Source organism: Janibacter indicus (assembly GCF_900176385.1).
In the GTDB taxonomy this organism is placed as follows: domain Bacteria; phylum Actinomycetota; class Actinomycetes; order Actinomycetales; family Dermatophilaceae; genus Janibacter; species Janibacter indicus.
The window spans coordinates 187,052-208,911 of the sequence record NZ_FWXN01000006.1 but is presented as its reverse complement, the minus strand read 5'-3'; the positions used below and the strand labels follow the sequence as shown (position 1 = coordinate 208,911).

Annotated in this window: 18 protein-coding genes; 3 read left to right on the top strand and 15 right to left on the bottom strand. The window is 72.1% G+C overall.

Going from position 1 to position 21,860, the window contains the following annotated elements; translation table 11 throughout:
• Positions 1-42: 42 nt before the first annotated feature.
• Both B9B60_RS09025 and B9B60_RS09020 read left to right on the top strand, forming a co-directional pair.
• Positions 43-651 carry a PadR family transcriptional regulator gene (locus B9B60_RS09025; RefSeq protein ID WP_234993816.1) on the top strand — a complete coding sequence of 203 codons (609 nt, stop codon included), beginning with the start codon at positions 43-45 and terminating at the stop codon, positions 649-651.
• The gene (locus B9B60_RS09020) at positions 648-1,742 is read left to right on the top strand and encodes an inositol-3-phosphate synthase (RefSeq protein WP_072626009.1); all 1,095 of its coding nucleotides are present in this window, start codon (positions 648-650) and stop codon (positions 1,740-1,742) included. The genes B9B60_RS09025 and B9B60_RS09020 overlap by 4 nt, the downstream gene beginning before the upstream one ends.
• A gap of 99 nt (positions 1,743-1,841) precedes the next feature.
• Here the strand turns inward: B9B60_RS09020 and B9B60_RS09015 are convergent, their stop codons facing one another.
• Positions 1,842-2,963 (bottom strand): cytochrome P450, encoded by a 1,122-nt coding sequence (locus B9B60_RS09015; RefSeq protein WP_200811199.1) that lies wholly within the window; start codon positions 2,961-2,963, stop codon positions 1,842-1,844.
• Positions 2,964-3,103: 140 nt separating this feature from the next.
• Between B9B60_RS09015 and B9B60_RS09010 the strand changes: the two genes are divergently transcribed.
• Positions 3,104-3,322, top strand: a complete 219-nt coding sequence (locus tag B9B60_RS09010) for a biotin/lipoyl-binding carrier protein (protein ID WP_072626011.1) — start codon at positions 3,104-3,106, stop codon at positions 3,320-3,322.
• 84 nt (positions 3,323-3,406) lie between these two features.
• Here B9B60_RS09010 and B9B60_RS09005 read toward each other — a convergent pair whose 3' ends face one another.
• From B9B60_RS09005 to B9B60_RS08940, 14 genes are all read right to left on the bottom strand, one after another.
• Positions 3,407-3,685, bottom strand: a complete 279-nt coding sequence (locus tag B9B60_RS09005) for a hypothetical protein (RefSeq protein ID WP_143445515.1) — start codon at positions 3,683-3,685, stop codon at positions 3,407-3,409.
• A gap of 45 nt (positions 3,686-3,730) precedes the next feature.
• A complete protein-coding gene (locus tag B9B60_RS09000; protein ID WP_159451182.1) occupies positions 3,731-4,003 on the bottom strand; it encodes a WXG100 family type VII secretion target in 273 nt (90 codons plus the stop codon).
• 182 nt (positions 4,004-4,185) lie between these two features.
• Entirely contained in the window at positions 4,186-8,589 is a 4,404-nt protein-coding gene (locus B9B60_RS08995) for an FtsK/SpoIIIE domain-containing protein (protein ID WP_143445513.1), read from the bottom strand.
• A 5-nt stretch (positions 8,590-8,594) separates the two neighbouring features.
• Positions 8,595-11,024, bottom strand: coding sequence for a transglutaminase domain-containing protein (locus tag B9B60_RS08990; protein WP_084451038.1), 2,430 nt, complete (start codon positions 11,022-11,024; stop codon positions 8,595-8,597).
• Positions 11,021-12,439, bottom strand: a complete 1,419-nt coding sequence (locus B9B60_RS08985) for a DUF58 domain-containing protein (protein ID WP_084451036.1) — start codon at positions 12,437-12,439, stop codon at positions 11,021-11,023. Before B9B60_RS08985 ends, B9B60_RS08990 begins: the two co-directional genes overlap by 4 nt.
• 19 nt (positions 12,440-12,458) lie before the next feature.
• Positions 12,459-13,427 carry an AAA family ATPase gene (locus B9B60_RS08980; protein WP_072626016.1) on the bottom strand — a complete coding sequence of 323 codons (969 nt, stop codon included), beginning with the start codon at positions 13,425-13,427 and terminating at the stop codon, positions 12,459-12,461.
• A 13-nt stretch (positions 13,428-13,440) separates the two neighbouring features.
• Positions 13,441-14,859 (bottom strand): PQQ-binding-like beta-propeller repeat protein, encoded by a 1,419-nt coding sequence (locus B9B60_RS08975; protein ID WP_143445512.1) that lies wholly within the window; start codon positions 14,857-14,859, stop codon positions 13,441-13,443.
• A 7-nt stretch (positions 14,860-14,866) separates the two neighbouring features.
• A complete protein-coding gene (locus B9B60_RS08970; protein WP_084451032.1) occupies positions 14,867-15,583 on the bottom strand; it encodes an FHA domain-containing protein in 717 nt (238 codons plus the stop codon).
• On the bottom strand, positions 15,583-16,071 hold the full coding sequence (locus B9B60_RS08965) for a hypothetical protein (RefSeq protein ID WP_084451030.1): 489 nt from the start codon (positions 16,069-16,071) through the stop codon (positions 15,583-15,585). Before B9B60_RS08965 ends, B9B60_RS08970 begins: the two co-directional genes overlap by 1 nt.
• A 5-nt stretch (positions 16,072-16,076) precedes the next feature.
• Positions 16,077-17,774: a serine/threonine-protein kinase gene (locus tag B9B60_RS17530; protein WP_234993815.1), complete on the bottom strand. Its 1,698-nt coding sequence runs from the start codon at positions 17,772-17,774 to the stop codon at positions 16,077-16,079.
• Between the two features lie 7 nt (positions 17,775-17,781).
• On the bottom strand, positions 17,782-20,019 hold the full coding sequence (locus B9B60_RS08955) for an FHA domain-containing protein (RefSeq protein WP_084451028.1): 2,238 nt from the start codon (positions 20,017-20,019) through the stop codon (positions 17,782-17,784).
• Between the two features lie 2 nt (positions 20,020-20,021).
• Positions 20,022-20,852 carry a PP2C family protein-serine/threonine phosphatase gene (locus B9B60_RS08950; protein ID WP_234993814.1) on the bottom strand — a complete coding sequence of 277 codons (831 nt, stop codon included), beginning with the start codon at positions 20,850-20,852 and terminating at the stop codon, positions 20,022-20,024.
• Positions 20,853-20,857: 5 nt separating this feature from the next.
• A complete protein-coding gene (locus tag B9B60_RS08945; protein ID WP_072626022.1) occupies positions 20,858-21,331 on the bottom strand; it encodes a hypothetical protein in 474 nt (157 codons plus the stop codon).
• Positions 21,332-21,347: 16 nt separating this feature from the next.
• Positions 21,348-21,824 carry a hypothetical protein gene (locus B9B60_RS08940; RefSeq protein WP_084451025.1) on the bottom strand — a complete coding sequence of 159 codons (477 nt, stop codon included), beginning with the start codon at positions 21,822-21,824 and terminating at the stop codon, positions 21,348-21,350.
• Between the last annotated feature and the right edge of the window lie 36 nt (positions 21,825-21,860).

The window sequence follows — 21,860 nt, the reverse complement described above, 5'->3', positions numbered from 1 at the left end:
CCCCCTTCGGCCGGGTCCACCGATGGAGCGAAGGGAGCTGACGTGCGCCGTCGAGAGATGCTCGAGTTCGCCGTCCTCGGCCTGCTCCACGAGAGCCCGCTGCACGGCTACGAGCTGCGGCGTCGGCTCAACACCCGGCTCGGCGCCTTCCGCGCGCTGTCCTTCGGCACGCTCTACCCCTGCCTCGCGAGCCTGCAGGGGCAGGAGCTGGTGAGCGTCGACCGTGACGAGCCGCGCGCCGCGGGCAGCCGCCGGCAGCGGATCACCTACACGATCACCGATGCCGGCCGTGAGGCCTTCGCCGCGATCGCCGGGCGCACCGACCCGAGCAGCTGGGCCGACGACGCCTTCGACGTGCGCCTGGCCTTCTTCGCCCGCACCGAGCGCGAGGTGCGCCTGCGCATCCTCGAGGGTCGCCGCGCCCGCCTGGCCGAGCAGCTGGGCGCGATGCGCGCCGCCGAGCAGGGCGAGCGCCTCGACCGGTGGACCGCCGCACTCCACAGCCACGGCGAGGACGCGACCGAGCGTGCCGTCGCCTGGCTCGACGAGCTCATCGACGCCGAGCGTCGCGCACCCCAGGTGCGACCGGGCTCGCTGAGCGACCCCGCCCATCCCGCCTTCAACCCGCCCCCCACCAAGGAGAACCCATGACCGCCATCCGCGTCGCCATCGTCGGCGTCGGCAACTGCGCGAGCTCGCTCGTCCAGGGAGTCGAGTACTACAAGGACGCCGACCCGCAGGGCACCGTGCCCGGCCTGATGCACGTGACCTTCGGCGACTATCACGTCTCCGACGTGCAGTTCGTGGCTGCCTTCGACGTCGACGACAAGAAGGTCGGCAAGGACCTCGCCGAGGCGATCAACAGCTCGGAGAACAACACGATCAAGATCGCCGAGGTCCCGACGACCGGCGTGACGGTCCAGCGCGGACACACCCTCGACGGCATCGGAAAGTACTACGCCCTGACGATCGACGAGTCGCCGGCCGAGCCGGTCGACGTCGTCCAGGCGCTGCGCGACGCCGAGGTCGACGTCCTCGTCTCCTACCTGCCGGTGGGTTCGGAGGAGGCCGACAAGTTCTACGCCCAGTGCGCCATCGACGCGGGCGTCGCCTTCGTCAACGCGCTGCCGGTCTTCATCGCCTCCGACCCGGAGTGGGCGCAGAAGTTCGCCGACGCCGGCGTCCCGATCATCGGCGACGACATCAAGAGCCAGGTCGGCGCGACGATCACCCACCGCGTCATGGCCAAGCTCTTCGAGCAGCGCGGCGTGGTCCTCGACCGCACCTACCAGCTCAACGTCGGCGGCAACATGGACTTCAAGAACATGCTCGAGCGCGAGCGCCTGGAGTCGAAGAAGATCTCCAAGACCCAGGCCGTGACCTCCAACCTCGACGGCCCGCTCGCCGGGGTCGGGGCCGACGACCGCAATGTCCACATCGGCCCGTCGGACTACGTCGCTTGGCTCGACGACCGCAAGTGGGCCTACGTGCGCCTCGAGGGTCGCGCCTTCGGCGACGTCCCGCTCAACCTCGAGTACAAGCTCGAGGTCTGGGACTCGCCCAACTCGGCGGGCATCATCATCGACGCGATCCGCGCGGCCAAGATCGCCAAGGACCGCGGTATCGGCGGCGCCCTGCTCTCCGCGAGCAGCTACCTCATGAAGTCCCCGCCGGAGCAGCGCGAGGACACCGAGGGCCGCGCGAAGCTCGAGGCCTTCATCGCCGGCACCGAGGAGCGCTGACCAGAGCGCTGACCCACCCGCCCCGCGTTTTCCGGGTCACCCGACAAACACCCCCTTCGCAAGGGTTTGAAACCCTTGCGAAGGGGGTGTTTGTCTTGCTCAGCGGCCAGCGGGCCCCACGGTGACCGGCAGCGCGGCCAGACCCCGCAGGACCCAGGTCGGGCGGCGGGGCGGGGCGCCAGCGAGGGCGATGTCGGGGAATCGCTCGAGCAGCCGTCGCAGGGTGATCTCGAGCTCGACCCGGGCGAGCGGTGCGCCGAGGCAGAAGTGGCGACCGAGGCCGAAGCCGACGTGCGGGTTGGGATTGCGCGCGACGTCGAAGGCGTCGGCACCCGTCGCCGGGTCGGCGCCGAAGACGGCAGCGTCGCGGTTGGCCGAGCCCATGAGGCAGGCGACGGTCTCCCCCTTCGCCACCGTGGCGCCCGCGATCTCGACCTGCGCGGTGGCGGTCCTCTCGAAGAGCTGCAGCGGCGCGTCGAAGCGGATCAGCTCCTCGAGCGCGGTCGCGGGCGTGACCTCCCCGCCCGTGATGCGCTCCAGCTGGTCGGGGTGGCGCAGCAGGGCGTGGAGGCCGTTGCCGAAGGTGTTGACCGAGGCCTCGTGGCCGGCGTTGAGCAGCAGGACGACCGTCGCGACGAGCTCCTCCTCGCTGAACCCGCTGCCACCGTCACGCTCGGCGATGAGGTCACTCACGAGGTCCTCGCCCGGCTGCGCGCGACGCAGCTCCACGACGCCGCGCACGTAGTCGGCGAAGTCCGCGCTCGCGCACACGGCGGCCTCCCGGATCGCCTCGTCGACGCCCTGCTCGTACATGTGCACGATGGCCTGCGACCAGTCGCGCAGGCGGACGTGGTCCTCGCGGGGGACCCCGAGCAGGTCGGCGATGACGTAGACGGGCATCGGCTCGGCGTAGGCGGCCAGGACGTCGACGGGGCCGGTCGGGTCGAGCTCGTCGAGGAGCGCGTCGGCGAGGGTCTCGATCCGCGGACGCATCCGCTCGACGTGCCCCTTGGCGAAGGCCCCGGCGAGGAGGCGGCGCATGCGGGTGTGCTCGGGCGGTTCGTTCTCCATGAGCTGGTTGCGGTGCAGCGTGTTGAAGGGCTCCATCTGCTCGGCCGGCTGCCAGTCCGTCCAGATCCGCCCGAGTGCCCGGTGCCGAAGGGTGGCACTCACCGCCGCGTGCGTCGTCGCCACCCAGCGCCCGTCGGTGGCCCGGAGCACGGGCCCGGCAGCCCGCCAGCAGCGGGTAGGGGTCGTCGACAAGGGCCGGGTCGAGGAGGTCCACCGTGGTCATGCCGCCATCATGGCCACCCACGGACCGGCGGTGTCCACCACACCCCCGCCCGACTAACCTCAGTGGCATGGGTCACAGAGTCGAGTCAGAGCTGGTCGCCAATGTCATCGCCGTGCAGGTCGCTGCCGACCAGCAGGTCGCCGTGGGCGACGAGCTCGTGCTCCTCGAGTCGATGAAGATGGAGATCCCGGTCCTGGCGGACCGCTCCGGTCGCGTCCTCGAGGTCAAGGTGGCCGCCGGCGACGTGGTCCAGGAGGGCGAGGTGCTCGTCGTCATCGACGACTGATCTGCGCTGCTGCACCCCACGGCATGACGAAGGGGGCGGACCCGACCGTGTGGTCGGATCCGCCCCCTCGACGTGCCAGCCGGATCAGGCGCCGGAGCCCTTCTCCTGCTGGTCGGCCTGCTGGATGGCGGCCTTGGAGTAGGCCTGCAGCGCGTCCTGGGCCTGCTGGAGGGCCTTGGCGGCGTCGCCCCAGGCGTCACCGAACTGCTCGGAGTCCGGGCCGAGCCAGTTCTCCTTGAGCGTGCCCGCCTGCGAGGTGCCGTTGGAGCTGATCTCGCCCACGCGGCCGGCCTCGGTGTTGAGCTGACCCGCGACCTCCTTGACCCTGCCAGTGTCCATTCCGTCGGTCAGGTTTGCACCCATGTCAATCTCTCCTTAAGTCTCGTGTGTCGTCGTCTGGGTCGCGGCTCAGGAGCCGGAGACCTCGGCCTGCTGCTGGATGTCGCTCTGGAGCTGCTCGCAGAGCTGCTCGATGAGGGCCTTGATCTTCTCGAGCGCCGGGCGGTGCTGACCCTCCCACTCCGAGACGAACTTCTCCGAGTCCGGGCCGTTCCAGGCCTCGTTGGCCTGCTGCACCTGGGTGTTGACGTTGTTGATGACGCCGTTGAGCTCCTCAGCGAGGTTCTGCCACTTCGGCAGCTCGCCCTTGACGGTCTCGAGGTTCATTCCGAGCCAAGCCATCTTGTCCTCCTGAGTGTAGGTGTTGCTGCTGGTCTGTTGTGTTCCCTGCGGGCTGCTGTTCCCCTGCCCGACTGAGGTCAACACTAGGGACAACGTGCCCGCGAGGTACATGGGGAGGACTCCCCACCCACTCCCCAACTAACAGAGGAGAAGCCAATTGCCTTGTCGCACAACGACATTCGTCATCGAACGGCCATCTCCGGGCGCGCGATCTGGACGATTTCCGCCTTGCCCTTGCGCACCAGGACCCCCCGCCCCTCGGGCATGAAGACCCGCGCGAGCGGCGGGAAGTTGGTCTTGAAGATCATCGAGGACTCGGACCCGTCGGGGGCCAGCGCCATCCCCGAGCGTGCCGCCTTGACCAGGCCCGGCAGACCCATGCTCGTGGTCATGGCGCTCGGGTCCGCCTCGGCCACGACGAAGTGGTCGTTGTCGACGAGTGGCTTGATCGCGTCCTGCAGCGGGCTCTGGTAGGGCGAGGTGTTCAGGTCGTCGAGCTTTTCGACCATGAGCACCTGAAGCGGCGAGCTCTCGTCGAGCGCCCGCTCCTTGAGCAGCTCGCACAGCTCCTTGATGTCGTCCTCGCGTGTGGCCGTGCGATCGAACTCCGGCAGTGCGGTCAGCTCGGAGTTGCGCCGCAGCGTGATGAGGTGCAGCTGGGCGCTGGGCCGCCACCGCTTGATGGCCTTGGCCAGCTGGACCATCGTCGTGGTCCGCCCGCTCCCGGGCGGACCCGTGACGACGAAGCCACCGCGTGGGTCGATGGCCATCGGTGCGAGGTCGTCGGAGTTCATCGCGATGACCGGCAGCTCGTCGACCTGCGCCGGCAGGTCCGCCGCCGGCACGATCTCGGGCAGCGAGGCGACCTCGGGCGCCCTGGGCACCCCGGACTTGGCCATCGTCTCGGCGAAGCCGCGCACCATGCGGGACTGCTCCGACGCGTCGGACGTGCCGCCGAGGACGGCGACCTGGACCTCACGCTTCTTGAACAGACCGCGCCCGGGCGGCGAGTCGGGGGTGAGCACGTCGGTGGGCAGCCCGAGGAAGGAGTAGTCGTCCTCGGTCGCCATCCGCAGCGAGAAGCGCGACTGCACCGACGAGCCCATCGACACCGGCAGGCCGTTGCGGGCGTCGACCGACAGGACGAAGTGCACCCCGACCGGTCGGCCGTCCGCGAGCAGCGAGGTGAAGGCGTCGAGCCACTTCATCAGCGCGCCGGCCGACTCGTAGGCATTGCGGAAGGCGGTCAGGCCGTCGACGAGCACGAAGATCCGCGGCTCGGAGGTGTTGCCGGTGAGCCGGCGGTACTGGGTGATCGTCGTGGCATTGGCCTTGGAGTAGCGCACGGCCCGCTCCTCGATGATCTCCCGCAGCATCGTGATGAGCCGCTTGACGCGCTCCTCGTCCTGGCCGGAGATGATGCTGCCGACGTGCGGCAGCTCCTCGAGCATGGCCAGACCGCGGTTGCCGAAGTCGAGCCCGTAGACGTGGCAGGGACCACCGCGCACGGTGAAGCCGGCCGCGATGGCGATCGTCCGCAGGAAGGAGCTCTTGCCCGACCCGGACGCGCCGAAGACCGCGAGGTTGCCCTCGGCGTCCGGGCGGAAGGAGATCGTCGGCTGGCTCTGGTTCTCGGGGTTGTCGGCGATGCCGATGACCAGCTCGTCGTCGCGGCGCTCGGTCGGCAGCTTCGCGAGGTCGTAGACCTCGGCGAGCTCGGGCAGCCACGGCTTGCGCGGGATGGGGATCTCCGACTCGACGCGAGCCTTCTCGACCGTCTCGACGACGCGCTGGATGTCGGTCGGGCCGAGGTCGGCGTCCTCGTCCCCCTTCGGCTTGGCGGGCAGCTCCCAGGTGACGGGCGCACCGAAGGTGAGCGTGGAGACGAGCATGTCCGGCGGGGGTGGGGTGTTGCTCGTCCAGCCACCGGCGTAGCCGGTCTGGAAGGGCACGAGACGTCCGGGACCGGACTTGGCCATCGCACGCCCGGGCAGACCCGGGTCGAAGTAGGCGGCGTCCTTGGTGCCGAGCACGTCGGACGAGTCGTCCTCGTCCGCCATGCGCAGGGCCATGCGCAGGTTGGTGTTGGCGCGCAGGTTGTCCTTGATGACGCCGGCGGGACGCTGCGTCGCGAGGATCAGGTGGATGCCGAGCGAGCGGCCACGCTGGGCGATGTTGACGACGCCGTCGACGAAGTCGGGCACCTCCTGCACGAGCGCGGCGAACTCGTCGACGATGATGATCAGGCTCGGTGGTGCCTCGACCTCACCGCGGCGCTCGAGCTCGACGAGGTCCTTGGCCTTGAAGCGCGCCAGCAGGTGCTCTCGGTAGTGCAGCTCCGCCGACAGCGACGCGAGCGCTCGCCGCACGAGGTGCGGCGACAGGTCGGTGACCATGCCGACGGTGTGCGGCAGCTCGACGCAGTCGCGGAAGGCCGAACCACCCTTGTAGTCGACGAGCAGGAAGGTCACCCGCTGCGGGCTGTTGGCCGTCGCCATGCCGAGGATCCAGGCCTGGAGCAGCTCGGACTTGCCGGCGCCGGTGGTACCACCGACGAGCGCGTGCGGGCCGTCGGTGCGCAGGTCGACGCTGTGCGTGCCCATCGCGGACTGCCCGATGACGGCGCGAAGGGAGCCCGGCTTGCGGCTCGGGGTGGGCGGAGCGTGCCGCCCCGTGAGGATCGAGCGGTTCTCGTTCCACCGCTCGATGACCGCCATCTCGGAGTGGGCGATCTCGGTGCCGACGAGCGCCAGGTAGGAGACCGAGCGCGGGATGTCGGAGTCGTCCTGGGAGACCGCGCTGGAGTCGGTCATCGGGGCCAGGTTGCGGGCTGCCGCGACGGCATCCTCGACCCGGATGAGGTCGGTCTGCACCCCGCTGGCCACCTGGGCCGGTCCGACCCAGCCGACCTGGCAGCTGCCGTCCTCGGCGACCTCGACGAAGGTGCGGCACGCGGCGGGCAGTTGCTCGGTCACCGGGGCGACCCAGATGACGACGATGCGGTGGCGCCACCCGGCCTCGGCGAGCTGGACGAGGCGCGCCCGCTCCACGGGGGCGTCGTTCTCGACGAGCACGACGACGGCCGGGCCGGTCGTCGGCGTCGAGCTGTCGCGCTCGGAGCCGGCGGCCACGAGCCCCTCGAGCTGCTCCATGATCGCCGCGCACCCCGGGCCGGAGCTCGCGGTGTGCTGCACGTCGAGCGGACTCTGCGGGGACGAGGTGTGCGGGGACCACTTGAGCCAGTCCCAGTCGCGCGCGGAGGTCGTCGACGCCAGGGCGCACAGGACCACCTCGGCCGGCGAGTGCGCGGCCATCGTCTGCACGACGAGCGAGCGGGCGAGCCCGAGCGCGGCCTCGCGCGGACCGGAGACGCCGATCGCGCCGTCGAGCAGCGGGTGCGCGGTGACCGGGACGTCGGCGACGACGCCCAGGCCCTGCATGAGCTGCGAGACCTCGAGCCAGGCCTCGGCCCGGGTGCGTCCCATCTTGGGCAGCTTGATCTCGCTGCGGCTGGGGCGCACGCCCAGACCGAGCCGGTACTCGAGGAAGCCCGGGTCGTTGGGCCGTCGGGTCCACATCAGCGGGTGGTGGACGGCGACCGCCCGGGCGAAGTCGGTGACGGCCGGGTGCTCCTGCCGCCGGATGTCGTGCTCGCGGTCGAGCTCGACCTCGATGTCCTCGACGAGGTAGCCCACGTCCTCGCGGAAGTCCTCCATCGCCTCCTCGAAGTCCAGCCGCACGCGCCGCTTGGACTCCCACGTGTTGGCGAGCATCATCATCGGCATCATGAGCATGAACATGATCGTGAAGCGCGAGCGGGTGATGGCGAAGAGGGTCGCGCCCATGAAGACCGGCACGAGCATCATCGCCAGCGGGATGCGCTGCGGCTTGCCGCGCTCGGGCAGCTCGGGCACCTCGAACTGCAGCCCCTGGTAGATCGGCGCGATGCGCGGCGACCGGGTGAAGGCCACGTCGCCGGAGTCGGTCGTCGTCACGCCTGCGGCCCGCGTCTTGGCGGAGATCTCGAAGGTCGTGTCGCCGATCGTGAAGGTCTCGCCCTCGCGCAGGATCGCCCGGTCGACCTGCTCGTCACCCACGATGACGCCGTTGGACGAGCCGAGGTCGGTCACCTCGACGACGTCGGCCACGAGGAGCTTGGCGTGCTTGCGCGAGACGGACGCGTCGTTGATCTGCACCTCGCAGTCGCGTCCGCGGCCGACGTGCGAGGTCCCTCGCTGCAGCTGGTACTCCCGGCCCGCGTCCGGGCCGGCGACGACCTTGGCGACGGCGATCGGGGCCTCGGTGTCCTTGTAGCCCGACGAGCGGCGGGTGACGGTGAGGTGCGCGCCGGACCGCAGGCCCGACTCCTGGACCGTGGTGTTGGGGTCGACCGCGCGGTAGTTCTCGTCGACGAGGGCGAGCGTGTGCTCGCCGAGGTCCGAGCGCTCGTGCGCCGCACCGCCGCTGCGCTGCCGCTCCGGGTCGGACAGGACCAGGTGCTCGGCGAGGTCGCCGACGGTCGTGCGGCCGTCGACCGTGGCGACGAGGTCGGTGTCCTCGTTGCCCGACCCTCGCAGGGTGAACATCAGCTTCATCTCAGCGCCTTACGGGTGGAGGTGGTCGTGTCGTACATCCCGATGTCCTCGTGGCGGGACAGCAGGGAGCGGGGGTCGAAGGTCGCCCGCACGCGACTGCCGAAGGGGGCGGTGCGCCGCAGTCGTCGCCGCACCTGCCGCAGCTCACCCTGCCAGTGCCCCACGGCCGTCGGGTCCGCTGGGGCGGGGCCGAAGACGAGCGCGTCGGCCCGCATCGCGGCGGGTGCGGCGTCGACCTGCGGGCCGAGGGCCCGGGCCTGCTCCATGCGGGTGCCACCGGCCGGCAGCGGCACCCCGAGGACGCGGGCCTCCTCGAGCAGGTCGTTCCACGCGCGACCGACCCGCTGGTCCGGCGTGCCCCGCCGCAGCCGCACGGCGCGGCGGACCGCGGTGACGACCGGGGTGAGCAGCAGCACGAGCAGCGGCAGCAGGACGAAGACGGCGAGGAGCTGGGCCCACAGCGGCCAGGTCGACGGCGAGCTCCAGTCGACGACCGGCTCGGGCGGCGGGGCAGGCTCCTCCGGCGGGGGCGGCGGGGGCTCGGCCGCCGGCTTGTCCCACTCCTGGGGCTCGTTGTCGGCGGGGGTGGCCTGCTCGGCCCGGTCGGGGACGAAGGTCGGCGGCAGCACCTGGTACCAGCTGCCGTCGCGCAGCCGCACCTCGACCCACGCGTGGATGTCACGGCCGCGCAGGAGCCCGTCGTCGGTCGCCGTGGCGCCGACGACGACGCGGGTGGGGATGCCGAGGCGGTTGCCGATGATGCCGAGGGTCGCGGCGTACTGCTCGTCGTTGCCGGCGAGCACCTCGGAGTTGAGGAAGCGGTCGAGGCGGCCTTGACCGTGACCGGCCGGGTAGAGCAGGGCGGTCCGCGCGGTCGCGGCCCGCTCCTTGTCGCTCGGTGCCTCCGACCCGGTGGCCGGGGTGCCGTCGGTGTAGGTGCCCTCCTCGCGCATCGTCGTGGCGATCTGGCGGAACTGCTGCCACGGGTCCTGCGAGTCGCCCTTCCACACCTGGATCCGGGCATCGACGAAGGTGGTGTCGCCGGTCATGGGCATGTCGCCCCGCGACACGGGCAGGCTCTCGGGCAGGGCGCCGGACCCCTCCGGCGGCAGCGCGGTGCGCACCTCGTAGGTGTCGCCGGGGCGCAGCCCCGGCGGCACGAGGACGGTGTTGGTGCTGAGGTTGAGCCAGGCCTTGTCCTGCAGGCGCTTCTGCGCGGCACCGAGGAACTCGATGCCCTCGACCCGGCCCGAGGTGAGCAGCCAGCCGCCCGTGTAGCCCTCCTCGGGCACGGTGACCTTGACCTGCGTGGGGCGCCCGCTCGCGAGCACGCCGACACGCCGCCCGAACTGCTGGAAGGAGCGGCCGGCGTCGGCCCGGGTGTCGCCGCGCCCGGCGATGCCCCAGGTCGAGCCGTCCCAGGTGTCGAGCGTCGCCAGGCGCATCGGGGTGTTGCGGGGCACCCCCTCGACGCGGAGGATCTCGCGGTTGTAGAGCTGCGAGGGGCTGTCCTCGGTGAAGTTGCGGAAGCGGCTGAGCGGCGAGGCCATGATCGTCGTGTCGTGGCCCGGCACGACGCCCGTGCGCACGACCCGACGCTCGTCCTCGTGGTCGCGACCGGGCAGGTAGGGCCCGAGCGTGCCGCCGACGAGCGCCGCGACGAGCAGGATCAGGGTGCCGGAGACGACCCGCGAGAGAGCCGGTCGGCGCATCCCCGGCCGGGCGATGCCGATGTCGGGGTCGAGGTGGTCGCGGGCGACGACCCAGCCGATGAGCAGCAGCGCGAGGAGCAGCCCCTGGACGAGGAGTGAGGCCGGCTCCGTCGTGCCGAGCGCAGTGGTCACGGCGAGCAGGGCGAAGGGGGTCGCGACGAGCCGCAGTCGGGAGCGGGTGATGCGGGCGGTCGCGTACGTCAGCGTCGTGGCGACGAGGGCGATGAAGAGCGGCACGGCGAGGATGTGCCCGCGCGCGTCGACGGGTGGCACGAGCGTCAGCAGGTCCATCCAGCCGGAGATCGGGCCTGCGGCCAGGTCCTTGAAGGTCTGCCCCGTGGGCAGCACGCCCCACTTGACGTCGTCGCGCACCGCGAGGAGGCCGCCGAGGAGGAAGTACATGACCGCGCCCAGCGCGGTGGTCGCGACGAGCGGCCAGCGGTAGGTCCCCTGGATGTGCCCGAGCACGAGGCCGAGGACGACGCCGACGGCGGCGGCGCGCCACCACTCCCACCCGAAGACGACGGTGCGCAGCCCGACGAGCCCGCAGGCGACGACCGCGATGGTGAAGACGGTGTCGACCCAGTGCGCCGGCCCCGGACGCATCCGGCCGAGCGTCGCCCGGACCTGCTCCTTGGCGGTCAGCTGGGGCTTGATCATCCCCTCCTTGGGGGCCCCGATGACGTTGACGTCGGTGGTCCGTCCGCCGCTCATGCCGGCACCAGCCCCCCGGAGACGGTGGACAGGTCGGTGAGCTCACCGATGGTCACGATGCTCAGCCCCCGCAGGCGTCGCAGGCTCGCGTCGGCCGCGGAGTCGACGATGACGGCCACCTTGTGCACCTCGGTCTCGAACTCGCCGAGGCACTGCTGGATCTCGAGGAAGGCCCGGCCCGGGCCGGTGACGAGGACGGCGACCGAGGAGTCCGGCGCCTGCTGGACGAGCAGCCGCGCGGAGCGCACGAGGTCGACCCGGCCGACGGTTGCGGTCGTCAGCGTGTCGAGGACGAGCGGGACGGTGGTGCGGGAGGCGAAGCCGTCGTTGCACACGACGGAGGCCTCCTGCTCGTCGGTGATCGACTGGACCATGAGCGAGGCCGCCGCGGCGATGGCCGTCTCCACGTCCCCTTCGCCCCCGGGGTACATCGCGGGGTCGGTGTCGACGACGATCCCGAGGTGCGAGCGCCGGGTCTCCTGGAACTGGCGCACGAGGAGACGGTCGTGCTTGGCCGAGGAGCGCCAGTGCACGTAGCGCCGGTCGTCGCCGGGCTCGTACTCGCGCAGCGCGTGGAAGTCGATGTCGGCCATGGACAGCTCGGGGGTGACCTCGCCCTCGAGGTCGCGCAGGAGGCCGTGGGCCCCGGACTCGAGGGCGATCCGACGCGGGTGCACGTGCATGAGCTGCACGCCGCCGAAGGTCACGGTCCGGCGGGTGATCCCCAGCGGGTCGCCCTGCACGGTCGTCGCCGGACCGACGGGGATGACGCCGCGGCGCGGCGTCGCGATGGGGAAGGCGGTGCGGTGGCTGGCCCCCTTGCGCAGGAGCGGGACCGGCAGCACCTCCTCGTGGTCACCGACGGGCAACCGCACGAGCGAAGGGAGCATCGTGCGCCGCGTCGAGTTGGTGAGCACGACGTGGGCCTGCGCCAGGTCCCCGATCTCCGCCCGCAGAGGTTCGACGACGAGCTCGACGTCGGCCCGGTGGCTCCCGATCGACAGCAGGACGCACACGACGACGAGCGCGAGCATCGTCGCGGCGATGATCGCCGGCTCGGCCCAGCCGAGCAGGGCCGAGAGCACCCACAGCACGACGGACAGGCCCAGGAGGGTCCAGCCGAGAGGCGTGATCCAGTCGAGCCGCCCACCGAACCACTGGCGCCGGACCCGCTCGTCCGTCGCCGTCACGCCGCGCCGCACGGCTCGGGTCGCGCCGCGACCGGCGTTGACGACCGAGGCCCCGGGCAGGGTCACCGTGCGCTTGGTACCCGTCGACCGCAGCCGGGCCGAGGTCGCCATCTGCTCCAGACGGGAGTCCTCCTGCCGGGTGCCGCCCGGCATGGCACCGCCCTCGCGCACCCGGCCGCGCCCGCGCGGGGCCTGCGGCGGGGGTGTGGGCAGTCCTGTCGTCATCGCTGGTGTCCCTCGTGGGTCAGGCGACCCGCTCGGTCGGCGGGGCGACCTCGCCGAGGATCTGGGCGATGACCTCGCTCGTGCGCACGCCTGCGAACTCGGCCTCGGCGGTGAGCAGCAGCCGGTGCGTCATGACGGGCTCCGCGAGGACCTTGATGTCGTCGGGCACCACGTGGGTGCGGCCCTGGCTCGCGGCCCAGGTCTTGGCACAGCGCACGAAGGCCAGACAACCACGCACCGACAGGCCCAGGCGGATGTTGCGGTGTCGTCGGGTCTCCTCGGCGATCCGCGAGACGTAGGCGAGGATCGCCGGGTCGATGTGCACCTGGTCGGCCAGGCCCGCCATGTCCTGCACGACCTTGGCCGTGACGACGGGCCGCAGACCCTGGGTACGGTCGCGGCGGGCCGCGTCGGCGAGGACCGCGACGGTCGCCTCGTGGTCGGGGTAACCGAGCGAGGTCTTCATGAGGAAACGGTCGAGCTGCGCCTCGGGTAGCCGGTAGGTCCCGGCCTGCTCGATGGGGTTCTGCGTGGCGACGACCATGAAGGGCCGGCCGACCTCGTGGGTCGTGCCGTCGACGGTGACCCGGCCCTCCTCCATGACCTCGAGGAGCGCGGACTGCGTCTTGGGCGAGGCGCGGTTGATCTCGTCGGCGAGCACGATGGTCGCGAAGACCGGGCCGCGGTGGAAGTCGAACTTCTTGGTCTGCTGGTCGTAGATCGTCACGCCGGTGACGTCGCTGGGCAGCAGGTCCGGGGTGAACTGGATCCGGCTCGACGAGCCCTGGACCGTGCCCGCGACGGCACGGGCGAGCTGGGTCTTGCCCGTGCCGGGATAGTCCTCGAGGAGCAGGTGCCCCTCGGAGAGCAGGCAGGTGAGGGCCAGCCGCACGGTGTGCTGCTTGCCGAGGACGACCTGGTCGACGTTGCCGACCATCTGCTGGAAGGCCTGGCTGAACCAGCTGGCCTGCTCCTGGGAGACGCTCATCGTTCCTGCTTCCTCATCCGGTCTTCGTCGATGTCGTGGGGCTGCTCGTGCGCGACGTGCTCGGGCTGCTGCCGGGTCGCCGGGTGCTCGTCGTGCTGCTCGGGCTGGGGTCGTCGCCCCACCCGGAGGGGTCGTAGCGCTCCGGGTCGCCACGCGGGGCGCCTCCGGGCCAGGTGTCGATGCGCAGGTCACCGGGCAGGGTCAGGTCGTAGACCCGGCCGGTGTCGAGGTCGTTGAGGACGAGCTGGCCACGGTCGTGCCGCACGGCGACGCCGTTGCGACGGGTGAGGTTGCCGGCGACGGGCAGCTGGCTCGTCTGCGCCTGGGTCTGGCCGCACGCTCGACCCCACAGGATCGTGCCGCCCATCCCCCACGCGGCGTAGAGGCAGTCGCCGTTGATCACCGGGCGGGAGATCTTGTTGAACTGCGCCTGCGGGCGCTCGTCGCCCTCGTCGAGGCCCGACACGACGCCCACGTCGGCGCCGTCGTGGTCGCTGTCCTCGGTGATGCGCGCGTAGCCGGCCCGCTCGAGGGTCTGGTAGCCGACGACGTCGCTCGCCGGCCCGGGCTGCTGCAGGGCGACCATGGCCAGGTCCTCGCCGGCGTTGTCCTGGCCGCTGCCCGCGATGGGCTGCGGGTCCTGCAGGTGCTCGGACATCACCTCTCCGGTCTCGAGGTCGAGGACGACCCACTCGTCGCCGACGGCGGTGATGTCGGCAGCGCGGCCCGAGAAGTCCAGGTCGGTGCGGATCGGCTGGCCGAAGCCGTCACCCTCCGCGGGGATCTCGACGACCCGGCCGCTGTCGGCAGAGACCGCCATGATGTCGCCGTCGAGGTCGACGGTCACCGCGGCCTGCTTGCCCACCGTGTCGAGCTCGCCGGTGTCGAGCAGGTCGGCGATCGGGGTGCCGCCCGCGGGGTCGAGGCGCTTGCCCCAGATCCGGCCGGTGTCGTGGTCGACGACCGCGAGGGTGTCACCACCGAGGGCGACCCGGTCGGGCTCGTGGATGTCGACTCCGGTCACCGAGGTGGGTTCGGGCACCTGCACCTCGCCCTTGATCCGATCCCCCGTCCGCGTGTCGAAGGCGATGAGGCGACGGTCGGCGGTGACCCCGACGGCATTGCGGCCGTCCTGGAGCACGTCGGCGCGCAGCACGTCCTCGCCGGTCCCGGCGTCACCCGCGCCGCTCAGCACGAGGTCGAACTGGTGGGCGCCCGTGTTGACCCGCCCCCAGTAGCCGGTCCGACCGCCGGAGACCCACAGACCACCGTCGGTCAGCGCGACGTCGTGCACCGGCTGACCGTCGGATCGGGTGGCGAAGATCGCCGCGACGACGACCAGCAGCGAGACGATGCCACCGGACACGACCCGCAGCCACACCGGACGGCGACGTCTGCCGGTGCCCCTGCTCTGCTCCCCCTGCGAGCTCATCCGGCGCTCAGCCCTCCACTGTCTCGGGGTCGTCGAGCAGGACGAGGTCCTCGTCGGTCACCATGCGCGTGGACAGGGCGTGCTCGACGAGCCGTGACTTGCGGTTGCTCGCGAGCTTGCCCGGGCCGCCGTGCAGGCCGCGGATCCCGGCGTCGGCGAGCTTCTGGCAGACGTTGTCGAGCTTGCGGTTGAACTTCGTGACCTTCCACCCCAGCCGCTCGGCGGCCACGGCGGAGGACGGGATCGTCCCCTGGCCGGCGCCGTCACGACGCAGGAAGTCCTCGCACAGCGCGACGACGAGCAGCTTCTGGTCAGGGGTGAAGGCGACTCGCCCCACGGTGGTCTCGCCGCCCTGCTGCGGCAGCAGCACCTCGTGGTCGACGGACGTGAAGCTGGGGTTGCCGACGAGGACGTCGAAGTCGTAGGTCGTCGGTCCGGCGGTGAACCACACGGTGACCCGCTCGAAGGCGAGCGGGATGCGGGCGCCGGGGTTGAGCCAGGCCTGGAAGAGGCCCTTCTTGTCGGCGACGGTCGCCGTGAGGGTCGAGCCGATGTTGGTCAGCCACCACCAGCCGCCCTCGTGGGTGATCTGCAGGAAGTGGCGGTGGAGGAAGGGGTTGTCGTCGATCTCGACGTCGCCCTCGCGGCCGATCGTCAGCGTCCCCTCCCGCGGTGCCTCGTGGACCTCTCCGCAGAAGTCCACCGTCACGACGCTGTCACTCATCAGCTACCTGCCTCCTCGCACTGGACCGCCGACCACCCTGAGGTCTGCGTCCCGCCACCCCGGACGACCTGCACCATGCCACACTGCCGCACCCCCGGGGAGATCGTCTGCTCGTACTCCGTCTGGCCACGTGGGACCGGCGTCCCATCTCCCGTGATGGCGTCGGGGGCACCACCGGTCTTGATCCTGAAGTAGTCGCCCTCCCGCAGGCCCTCGTAGTCCATCGTCCACGTGAGCTGGTTGCCCTCGACGCTCACCTTGAGCGTGGGCCGCCCCGACAGGGCGCCGCCGGGGGTCTCGGCCCCGGTGCTCGTGGACGAGCTGACCTCCTCGCCGTCGCGGGTGACCCACAGGACGCCCCCGATGATGCCGATGACGAGGAGCACCCCGACGATGCTGGCGACGAAGGGGATCAAGCCCACCTCGATCCCCTTCGACGGCGGCTCGGGCGCCGCGGGCTGGCCCGGCGGCGGGACACGACCTGACATCCCACTCATTCCTTGTCCACGCACTTGACGTCGCTCCACGGGGTCCGCACCTCGTCAGGCTCCTCGCCGCGCCGCGCCTGTGCCTGACCGCACAGCTGGTCGGCCGTGCCGAACTCCTGGGAGAAGGTCCCCGTTCCGTCCGCGATCTGCTGCACCCCGTAGGCGGTCGCCCGGTCGAGGTCGCCACGTTCGGGCGCCATCCGGACGAAGTACTTGTCGCCGTCCTCGTAGCCGTCGACCGACATGACGAAGACGGCGCTGGACCCCTCCTGCTTCAGGTCGGCGGTGGGGACCGTCGCCCCGAAGGACCCGTCACCGGTGCTGCCCGAGGTGCCACCGGTGGTCTGCTCCCCACCACCGTCGCCGGTCACGGCGATCGTGGTGCCGATGACGCCGGCGAGCACGACGACGGCGGCCGCCACGGCCGCCACCGGCACCCACCGCCGACGGGTGGATGGTGGCGGCTGCGGGCCCGGGGACTGCGTCGGCCGGGGCCCGGAGGCCTGCGGCGGGCGCGGTCCCGAAGCCTGCGGCGGGCCGGCGTGGCCGGGTCGCGGGGCACTGCGCTGCGACGGCCGCGGGCCGGAGACCGTGGGAGGCGGCGGGCCGCCCGTCGCCCGGGCCGCGACGCCCTCGGCGATGGGCACCGGGCCGGTCCCGCCGATCGTGCGTCCGCCGCTCAGCTGGCCGCCGATGACCGGCTGGCCCAGCGGGGGCGGGGGCGCGCCCGGCACGGGTCGCGGACCGCCGCCCGACCCCGAGCCGGAGTTCGCGCGCAGCTGGGTGCGGTCGGGTGAGTCGGCGTGGCTCGCGCCGGAGTCCCCGGAGTGGCCGAGCTCGTCGAGGACGACGATCGCCGTGCGCGAAAAACGCTCGTCCTGCTCGATCGCCTGAAGGCTGCGGGCGAACTCGATGGCGCTCGCCGGCCGGGCGAGGGGGTTCTTGCTCATCGCCTGCGCCAGCAGTCGCTCGAGCGACTGCGGCACGTCGGCCCGGCCCGTCGTCGGCGGCGGGTTGGAGCGGATGCGTGGCATGAGCGCATAGGCGGAGTTGTCCCCGCCCGGCACCTCGAAGGGCGAGCGCCCGACGAGCAGCTGCCACAGGGTGGCCGAGAGCGAGTAGACGTCGGCCCGCGCGTCGCCGTTGCTCTGCCCGAAGAGCACCTCCGGCGGGGCCCACGGGATGGAGACGCCGATGTCGTCGTCGAGCTCCTCGAGCGCACCACCGCGACCGGCGATGCCGAAGTCGGTCAGGCCCGGCGAGCCGTACTGACTGACGAGCACGTTGGCCGGCTTGATGTCGCGGTGGATGACGCCAGCCCGGTGGGCCGTCTCGACAGCGCTCGAGAGCTGGATCCCGGTGCGCAGCACCTCCTCGACGGAGAAGCGCGCCGCCCGCGCCCGCTGGGCGAGGTTGGGCGGCGGGTAGTACTTCATGATGAGGTACGGCCGGCCGTCGTCGCTGGTGTCCGAGCGGAAGACCTGGACGATGTAGGGGTGGTCGGCGAGCTGGGCCATGGTGTTGGCCTCGTCGATGAACTGCTGCTGGATCGCCTGGGTCAGGCCCTCGGTCTTGAGCACCTTGACCGCGACCTTCATCCGCGGCATCTGCTGCTCGTAGAGGAAGACGTCGGCATAGCCGCCCGACCCGAGGGGCTGGACGTAGTCCAGCCCGGGCAGCTCCGGAGGAAGTGCGCTGCTCACTCAGGCATCATCCCGTGACCTCGAAGACCATCGAGACCTGGTCGGCGAGGGTGACCGTCGTGCCCGGCTCGATCGTCTGCTGGTCACCCGGGCGCACGCGCACCGGCGAGGACCCCGGCAGGGCGACGGTCGTGCCGTTGGTCGAGCCGAGGTCGCGGACGAGCACGTGCCAGCCGTCGAGGACGATCTCGACGTGGTTGCGAGAGATCTCGTTGTCCGGGCTGGAGATCCGCACCAGGTGCGGGGCGCGGGCGCCGCTCGCCTCGGCCGACGCGCGGGGCGCGCGGCCGATGAGCACCCCGCGGTCGAGAGTCACGACGTCTCCGGTGGACAGGCGCAGCAGGCCGAGCGCGGGGCGAGGCGTCTGCTCGGGCGTCTGGGACGGCAGGTCCTGGCCGCACACGCGGCAGCGGGTCGCGTGCGGGGCGTTGTGGTGGCCGAGCGAGCACCGGACCGCGAGGACCATCGGACCGCTCGGGATCTCACCGGTGTCGACGCCGACCTCCTCGGGCGCCGCCCCTGCCGGGACCGGCTCGGCAGCTCCGTGGTCGGGGGTCGGCAGCGGCGGCAGTCCGCCGGGCATGCCGGGGGCTGCGGCCCCGCCACCCCACGGGACGGCGGAGATGACGCCACCGTCGTCGGCGGCAGGCTCGGCTGCGGACGAAGGGGGTGCCGCCTCCGTCGTCGGGGCGGCCGCCGGAGTGCTCGTCGGCACGCGCGAGCCGACGAGGTGACCGTCGGCGAACTGCGGACGCACGACGCCGGGCTCGTGGCCGGAGGCGTCGTCGCGGGCCGCCTGGACCCGCGAGGGGCCGGACCCGGCGAAGGGCTGCGGGGCCGGGGTGTCCCCCCGGCCGGTCGAGGCGCCGACGACCTCGGGACGGTTGTCGACCGCAGGGTCCTCGGCAGCTGTCGGGGCCTCGGGGGCCGCAGCAGCCGGCTCCTGCGGGGGCACCGCCGGCCCGTCCGCCATCGCCTGCTCGGGCGACCAGCCGGCATCGCCGTGGTCGTCCTGCTGCGCGGGCGCGCTGCCGGGCATGGGCGGCAACCCGCCCGGGAGGGCCCCCACGGTCGGCCCCTGCGGGCGCGCGGGAGCCGGGGCCTCGTCCTCCTCCGTCGGCGGGGCGAGGGTCGCGTTGGCAGGGTTGTCCTGCGCCTGGAAGCCACCGGCGGCCGCCACGGGACCGGAGTCGATGGACTCCTGCGCCTCCTCCTCCTCCTCCTCGAGACCGGCGAGCAGCGAGCTGCGGTGGCTGTGGGTGTTGCCGAAGAGGAAGTCGAAGCTCGGCAGCTCCTCCTCGTCGTCGCCACGCGCGGCGGCAGGGGCCGGTGCTCCCGGGGCCTCACCGGCCGGGGTGTCACCGGCCGGGGTGTCACTGGGCGCGGTGGTCGCGGCCACCGGGGCGGGTTCGGACGGCGCAGCCTCCGGCTCGCTGATCTCCTGCGCCTGCGGTGCGGGTGTCTCAACGACCTCGCCGGCCTCGACCGGCTGCTGGTCGGTGGGGGCGGTGGGTGCCGGGTCCCGGGCAGGCTGGCCACTGGAGTCCGGCCCGGGCGCGGGGTCGGGGACGACCGACAGCTGCGGCCGACCGGTCGCCGCCCCCGAGGCGCCAGGGGCGCCGCCGAAGACCGAGGGCACCGCCCAGCCGGTCGGCTGGGCAGCCGGCGGCTCCGCGGCGACGGGCTCCTCGGCGGCCGGCTCCGGGGCCGGCTCCTCCTCGGGCGCGAGTGCCCCGGCCTCCGCCGGCTCAGACGGCGTCGGCTCGGCGTCGGTGGCCTCGGGGTGGGCCACCTGAGGGCTCATCGGATCGGCGGGGGTGTCTTCCGTGGCCCCCGAGGCCTCGGCAACCTCCGGCTCGGCGGCTCCGGACTCGGCCGCGGGCTCGGGCTCGCCCGTGACGAGCACGACCTCGCCGTCGAGGACGGCGTCCTCGTCGGCCCACGGGCCGCGGGCAGGAGCGAGGAACTCGCGGGTCGAGCCGTCGGCGGCGACGACCTGCACCGAGGCGGTGCCGCGCACGAGGACCCGACCGGAGGCGTGGTCGACGACGGCGAAGTCCGGGGTCCGTCGGACCCCGCCGGAGCTCAGCTCATCGGTGACGACGTCGGCGAGCTCGTCACCGTCGGCCGCGTCGAGCGCGGCGCCGATGCGCTCGGCGAGGGCGTCGTCCCCCTTCGCCAGGACGGCCACCCCGTCGCGGGTGACCTCGACCCAGCCGTCTCGACCCTCGATCCTGCTCTGCATGGTCACTTCTCCTCGCTGACGATCTCTCGCGGGGTGGTGTCGTCACCCGGCTGCCGCGGGCTCGTCTCCGACAGGTCGTCCCCGACGTCGCCGTCGAGGTTGACGACGACGACGGTCACATTGTCCCTGCCCCCGGCCTCGACCGCGGCGCGGACGAGCTCCTCGGCCGCGACCTGGGGGTCGGGGCACTGCTGCAGGATCTCACGCAACCGCTCGTCGGTGATCTCGTTGGTCAGGCCGTCGCTGCAGATGACGAAGCGCTCACCGGCGTAGGGCGGCAGGACCCAGACGTCGGAGTGGTAGGCGTAGTCGGTGCCCAGGGAGCGGGTGACGACGTTGCGGGCCGGGTGCACCCGGGCCTCCTCGGCGGTGATGACGCCGGCGTCGACGAGCTCCTGCACCTCGGAGTGGTCGACGGTCACCTGGCTGAGGGTCCCGTCGATCCACCGGTAGACCCGTGAGTCGCCGACGTTGAAGACGGCCCAGTGGTCGGACCCGCCGGCGGTGACGAGCACGATCCCGGTGGCGGTCGTGCCCATGCCGCGCTGCTCGGGGTGCGACGCGACCCCCTCGAGGATGCGCTCGTTGGCCACGAGCAGCTGGCGGGTGACGTCGTCGGAGGTCAGCTCGCCACGCGTGACGAGCTCCCGCATCGTCTCGACGGCGATGCCGCTCGCGACCTCGCCGGCCGCGTGTCCGCCCATGCCGTCGGCGACGACGAAGATCCCGCCCTCGGCCAGCGCCGAGTCCTCGTTGTGGTCACGGACCCGCCCGGTGTCGGTCGCGGCTCCCACACGGAGCATCAGGCCGGGGCGTTCGTCAGGGTGCGCCACCGCAGTCACTTCGTGACCCGGATGGTCTGCAGGATCTGCTGCACCTCAGCATAGGCGCTCTGCGCGTCGCCGCCCCCCACCGACCCCGTGGCCTGCACGAGGTCGACGATCCGACCCCGGCGCGACCCGGCGAAGAGGTGGATCTGCACGATCGTCCCGATCTCGGGGTCGGTCCACGAGACGTTGACGCCGAGGAAGGGGACCTCACCGAGGGTCAGTTCGAAGGGCTCGTCGACGTGGCCGTCCTGCTGGTCGCTGACGAAGCCCCGCAGCTCCTGCAGGGCGTGCCGCATGGTGAAGTCGGCGGTGCGCTGGAAGCCGCGGACGACGACATTGGGTGCGAAGCCCTGGTCGCTGTCGATGCGCCGACAGGACAGCAGGGTCCCTCCGACGCGCACGGGCGCCCAGGTCTCGGGTACGTCGACGGTGACCCCGGGGGGTCCCGGGAAGACCTCGCTGGGGTACTTCAGCTCTGGCATGGGTAAGAGTCCTACCTCACGGGTTGACGCGGACGGAGTCCACGATGGCGTCAATGGTCGCGTAGTCCTGCTCTCGTCGCGAGCCGGCGTACGACCCGGTCACCTGGACGACGTCGAAGACGTCGTTGTGCTGCTGCGCGGTGAACCAGTGGACCTGGCCGACGGTCCCGGCCTGGTCGTCGACGAAGGCCAGGTCGGCACCGAGCCACTCGCGGCCACCGACGGACAGCTGCTTGAGGGCCCCGACCCGACCGTCGCGACGCTGCTGTGCGTACTGGGTCAGCTCGGCGTGGATCTCGTCGGGCCCGAAGGGGGCGAGCCGCTGGTAGAAGCGGACGACGACGTTGGCCAGGAAGTGGTCGGCGCCCTGCGCGTCGTCACGGATGGCGATGAGCGTGTCGGGGGCCCAGACCTGGGTCCATCCCTCGGGCATGTCGAGGCTCACCGGCGGCGGGCCGGGGACGACCTCGCTCGGGTAGCTGATGCGGGTCATGCTGCTCTCCTGTGGTCATGAGGGCGGCGGGGCTGC

What these genes read in the sequence shown, in the direction of transcription:
- B9B60_RS08970 (WP_084451032.1), bottom strand. Translation starts at nt 15,583, where the DNA reads ATGAGTGACAGCGTCGTGACGGTGGACTTCTGCGGAGAGGTCCACGAG.
- B9B60_RS08945 (WP_072626022.1), bottom strand. Translation starts at nt 21,331, where the DNA reads ATGCCAGAGCTGAAGTACCCCAGCGAGGTCTTCCCGGGACCCCCCGGG.
- B9B60_RS08975 (WP_143445512.1), bottom strand. Translation starts at nt 14,859, where the DNA reads ATGAGCTCGCAGGGGGAGCAGAGCAGGGGCACCGGCAGACGTCGCCGT.
- B9B60_RS08965 (WP_084451030.1), bottom strand. Translation starts at nt 16,071, where the DNA reads ATGTCAGGTCGTGTCCCGCCGCCGGGCCAGCCCGCGGCGCCCGAGCCG.
- B9B60_RS09000 (WP_159451182.1), bottom strand. Translation starts at nt 4,003, where the DNA reads ATGGCTTGGCTCGGAATGAACCTCGAGACCGTCAAGGGCGAGCTGCCG.
- B9B60_RS08990 (WP_084451038.1), bottom strand. Translation starts at nt 11,024, where the DNA reads ATGAGCGGCGGACGGACCACCGACGTCAACGTCATCGGGGCCCCCAAG.
- B9B60_RS08985 (WP_084451036.1), bottom strand. Translation starts at nt 12,439, where the DNA reads ATGACGACAGGACTGCCCACACCCCCGCCGCAGGCCCCGCGCGGGCGC.
- B9B60_RS08940 (WP_084451025.1), bottom strand. Translation starts at nt 21,824, where the DNA reads ATGACCCGCATCAGCTACCCGAGCGAGGTCGTCCCCGGCCCGCCGCCG.
- B9B60_RS09010 (WP_072626011.1), top strand. Translation starts at nt 3,104, where the DNA reads ATGGGTCACAGAGTCGAGTCAGAGCTGGTCGCCAATGTCATCGCCGTG.
- B9B60_RS08955 (WP_084451028.1), bottom strand. Translation starts at nt 20,019, where the DNA reads ATGCAGAGCAGGATCGAGGGTCGAGACGGCTGGGTCGAGGTCACCCGC.
- B9B60_RS08995 (WP_143445513.1), bottom strand. Translation starts at nt 8,589, where the DNA reads ATGTTCACCCTGCGAGGGTCGGGCAACGAGGACACCGACCTCGTCGCC.
- B9B60_RS09020 (WP_072626009.1), top strand. Translation starts at nt 648, where the DNA reads ATGACCGCCATCCGCGTCGCCATCGTCGGCGTCGGCAACTGCGCGAGC.
- B9B60_RS08980 (WP_072626016.1), bottom strand. Translation starts at nt 13,427, where the DNA reads ATGAGCGTCTCCCAGGAGCAGGCCAGCTGGTTCAGCCAGGCCTTCCAG.
- B9B60_RS09005 (WP_143445515.1), bottom strand. Translation starts at nt 3,685, where the DNA reads ATGGGTGCAAACCTGACCGACGGAATGGACACTGGCAGGGTCAAGGAG.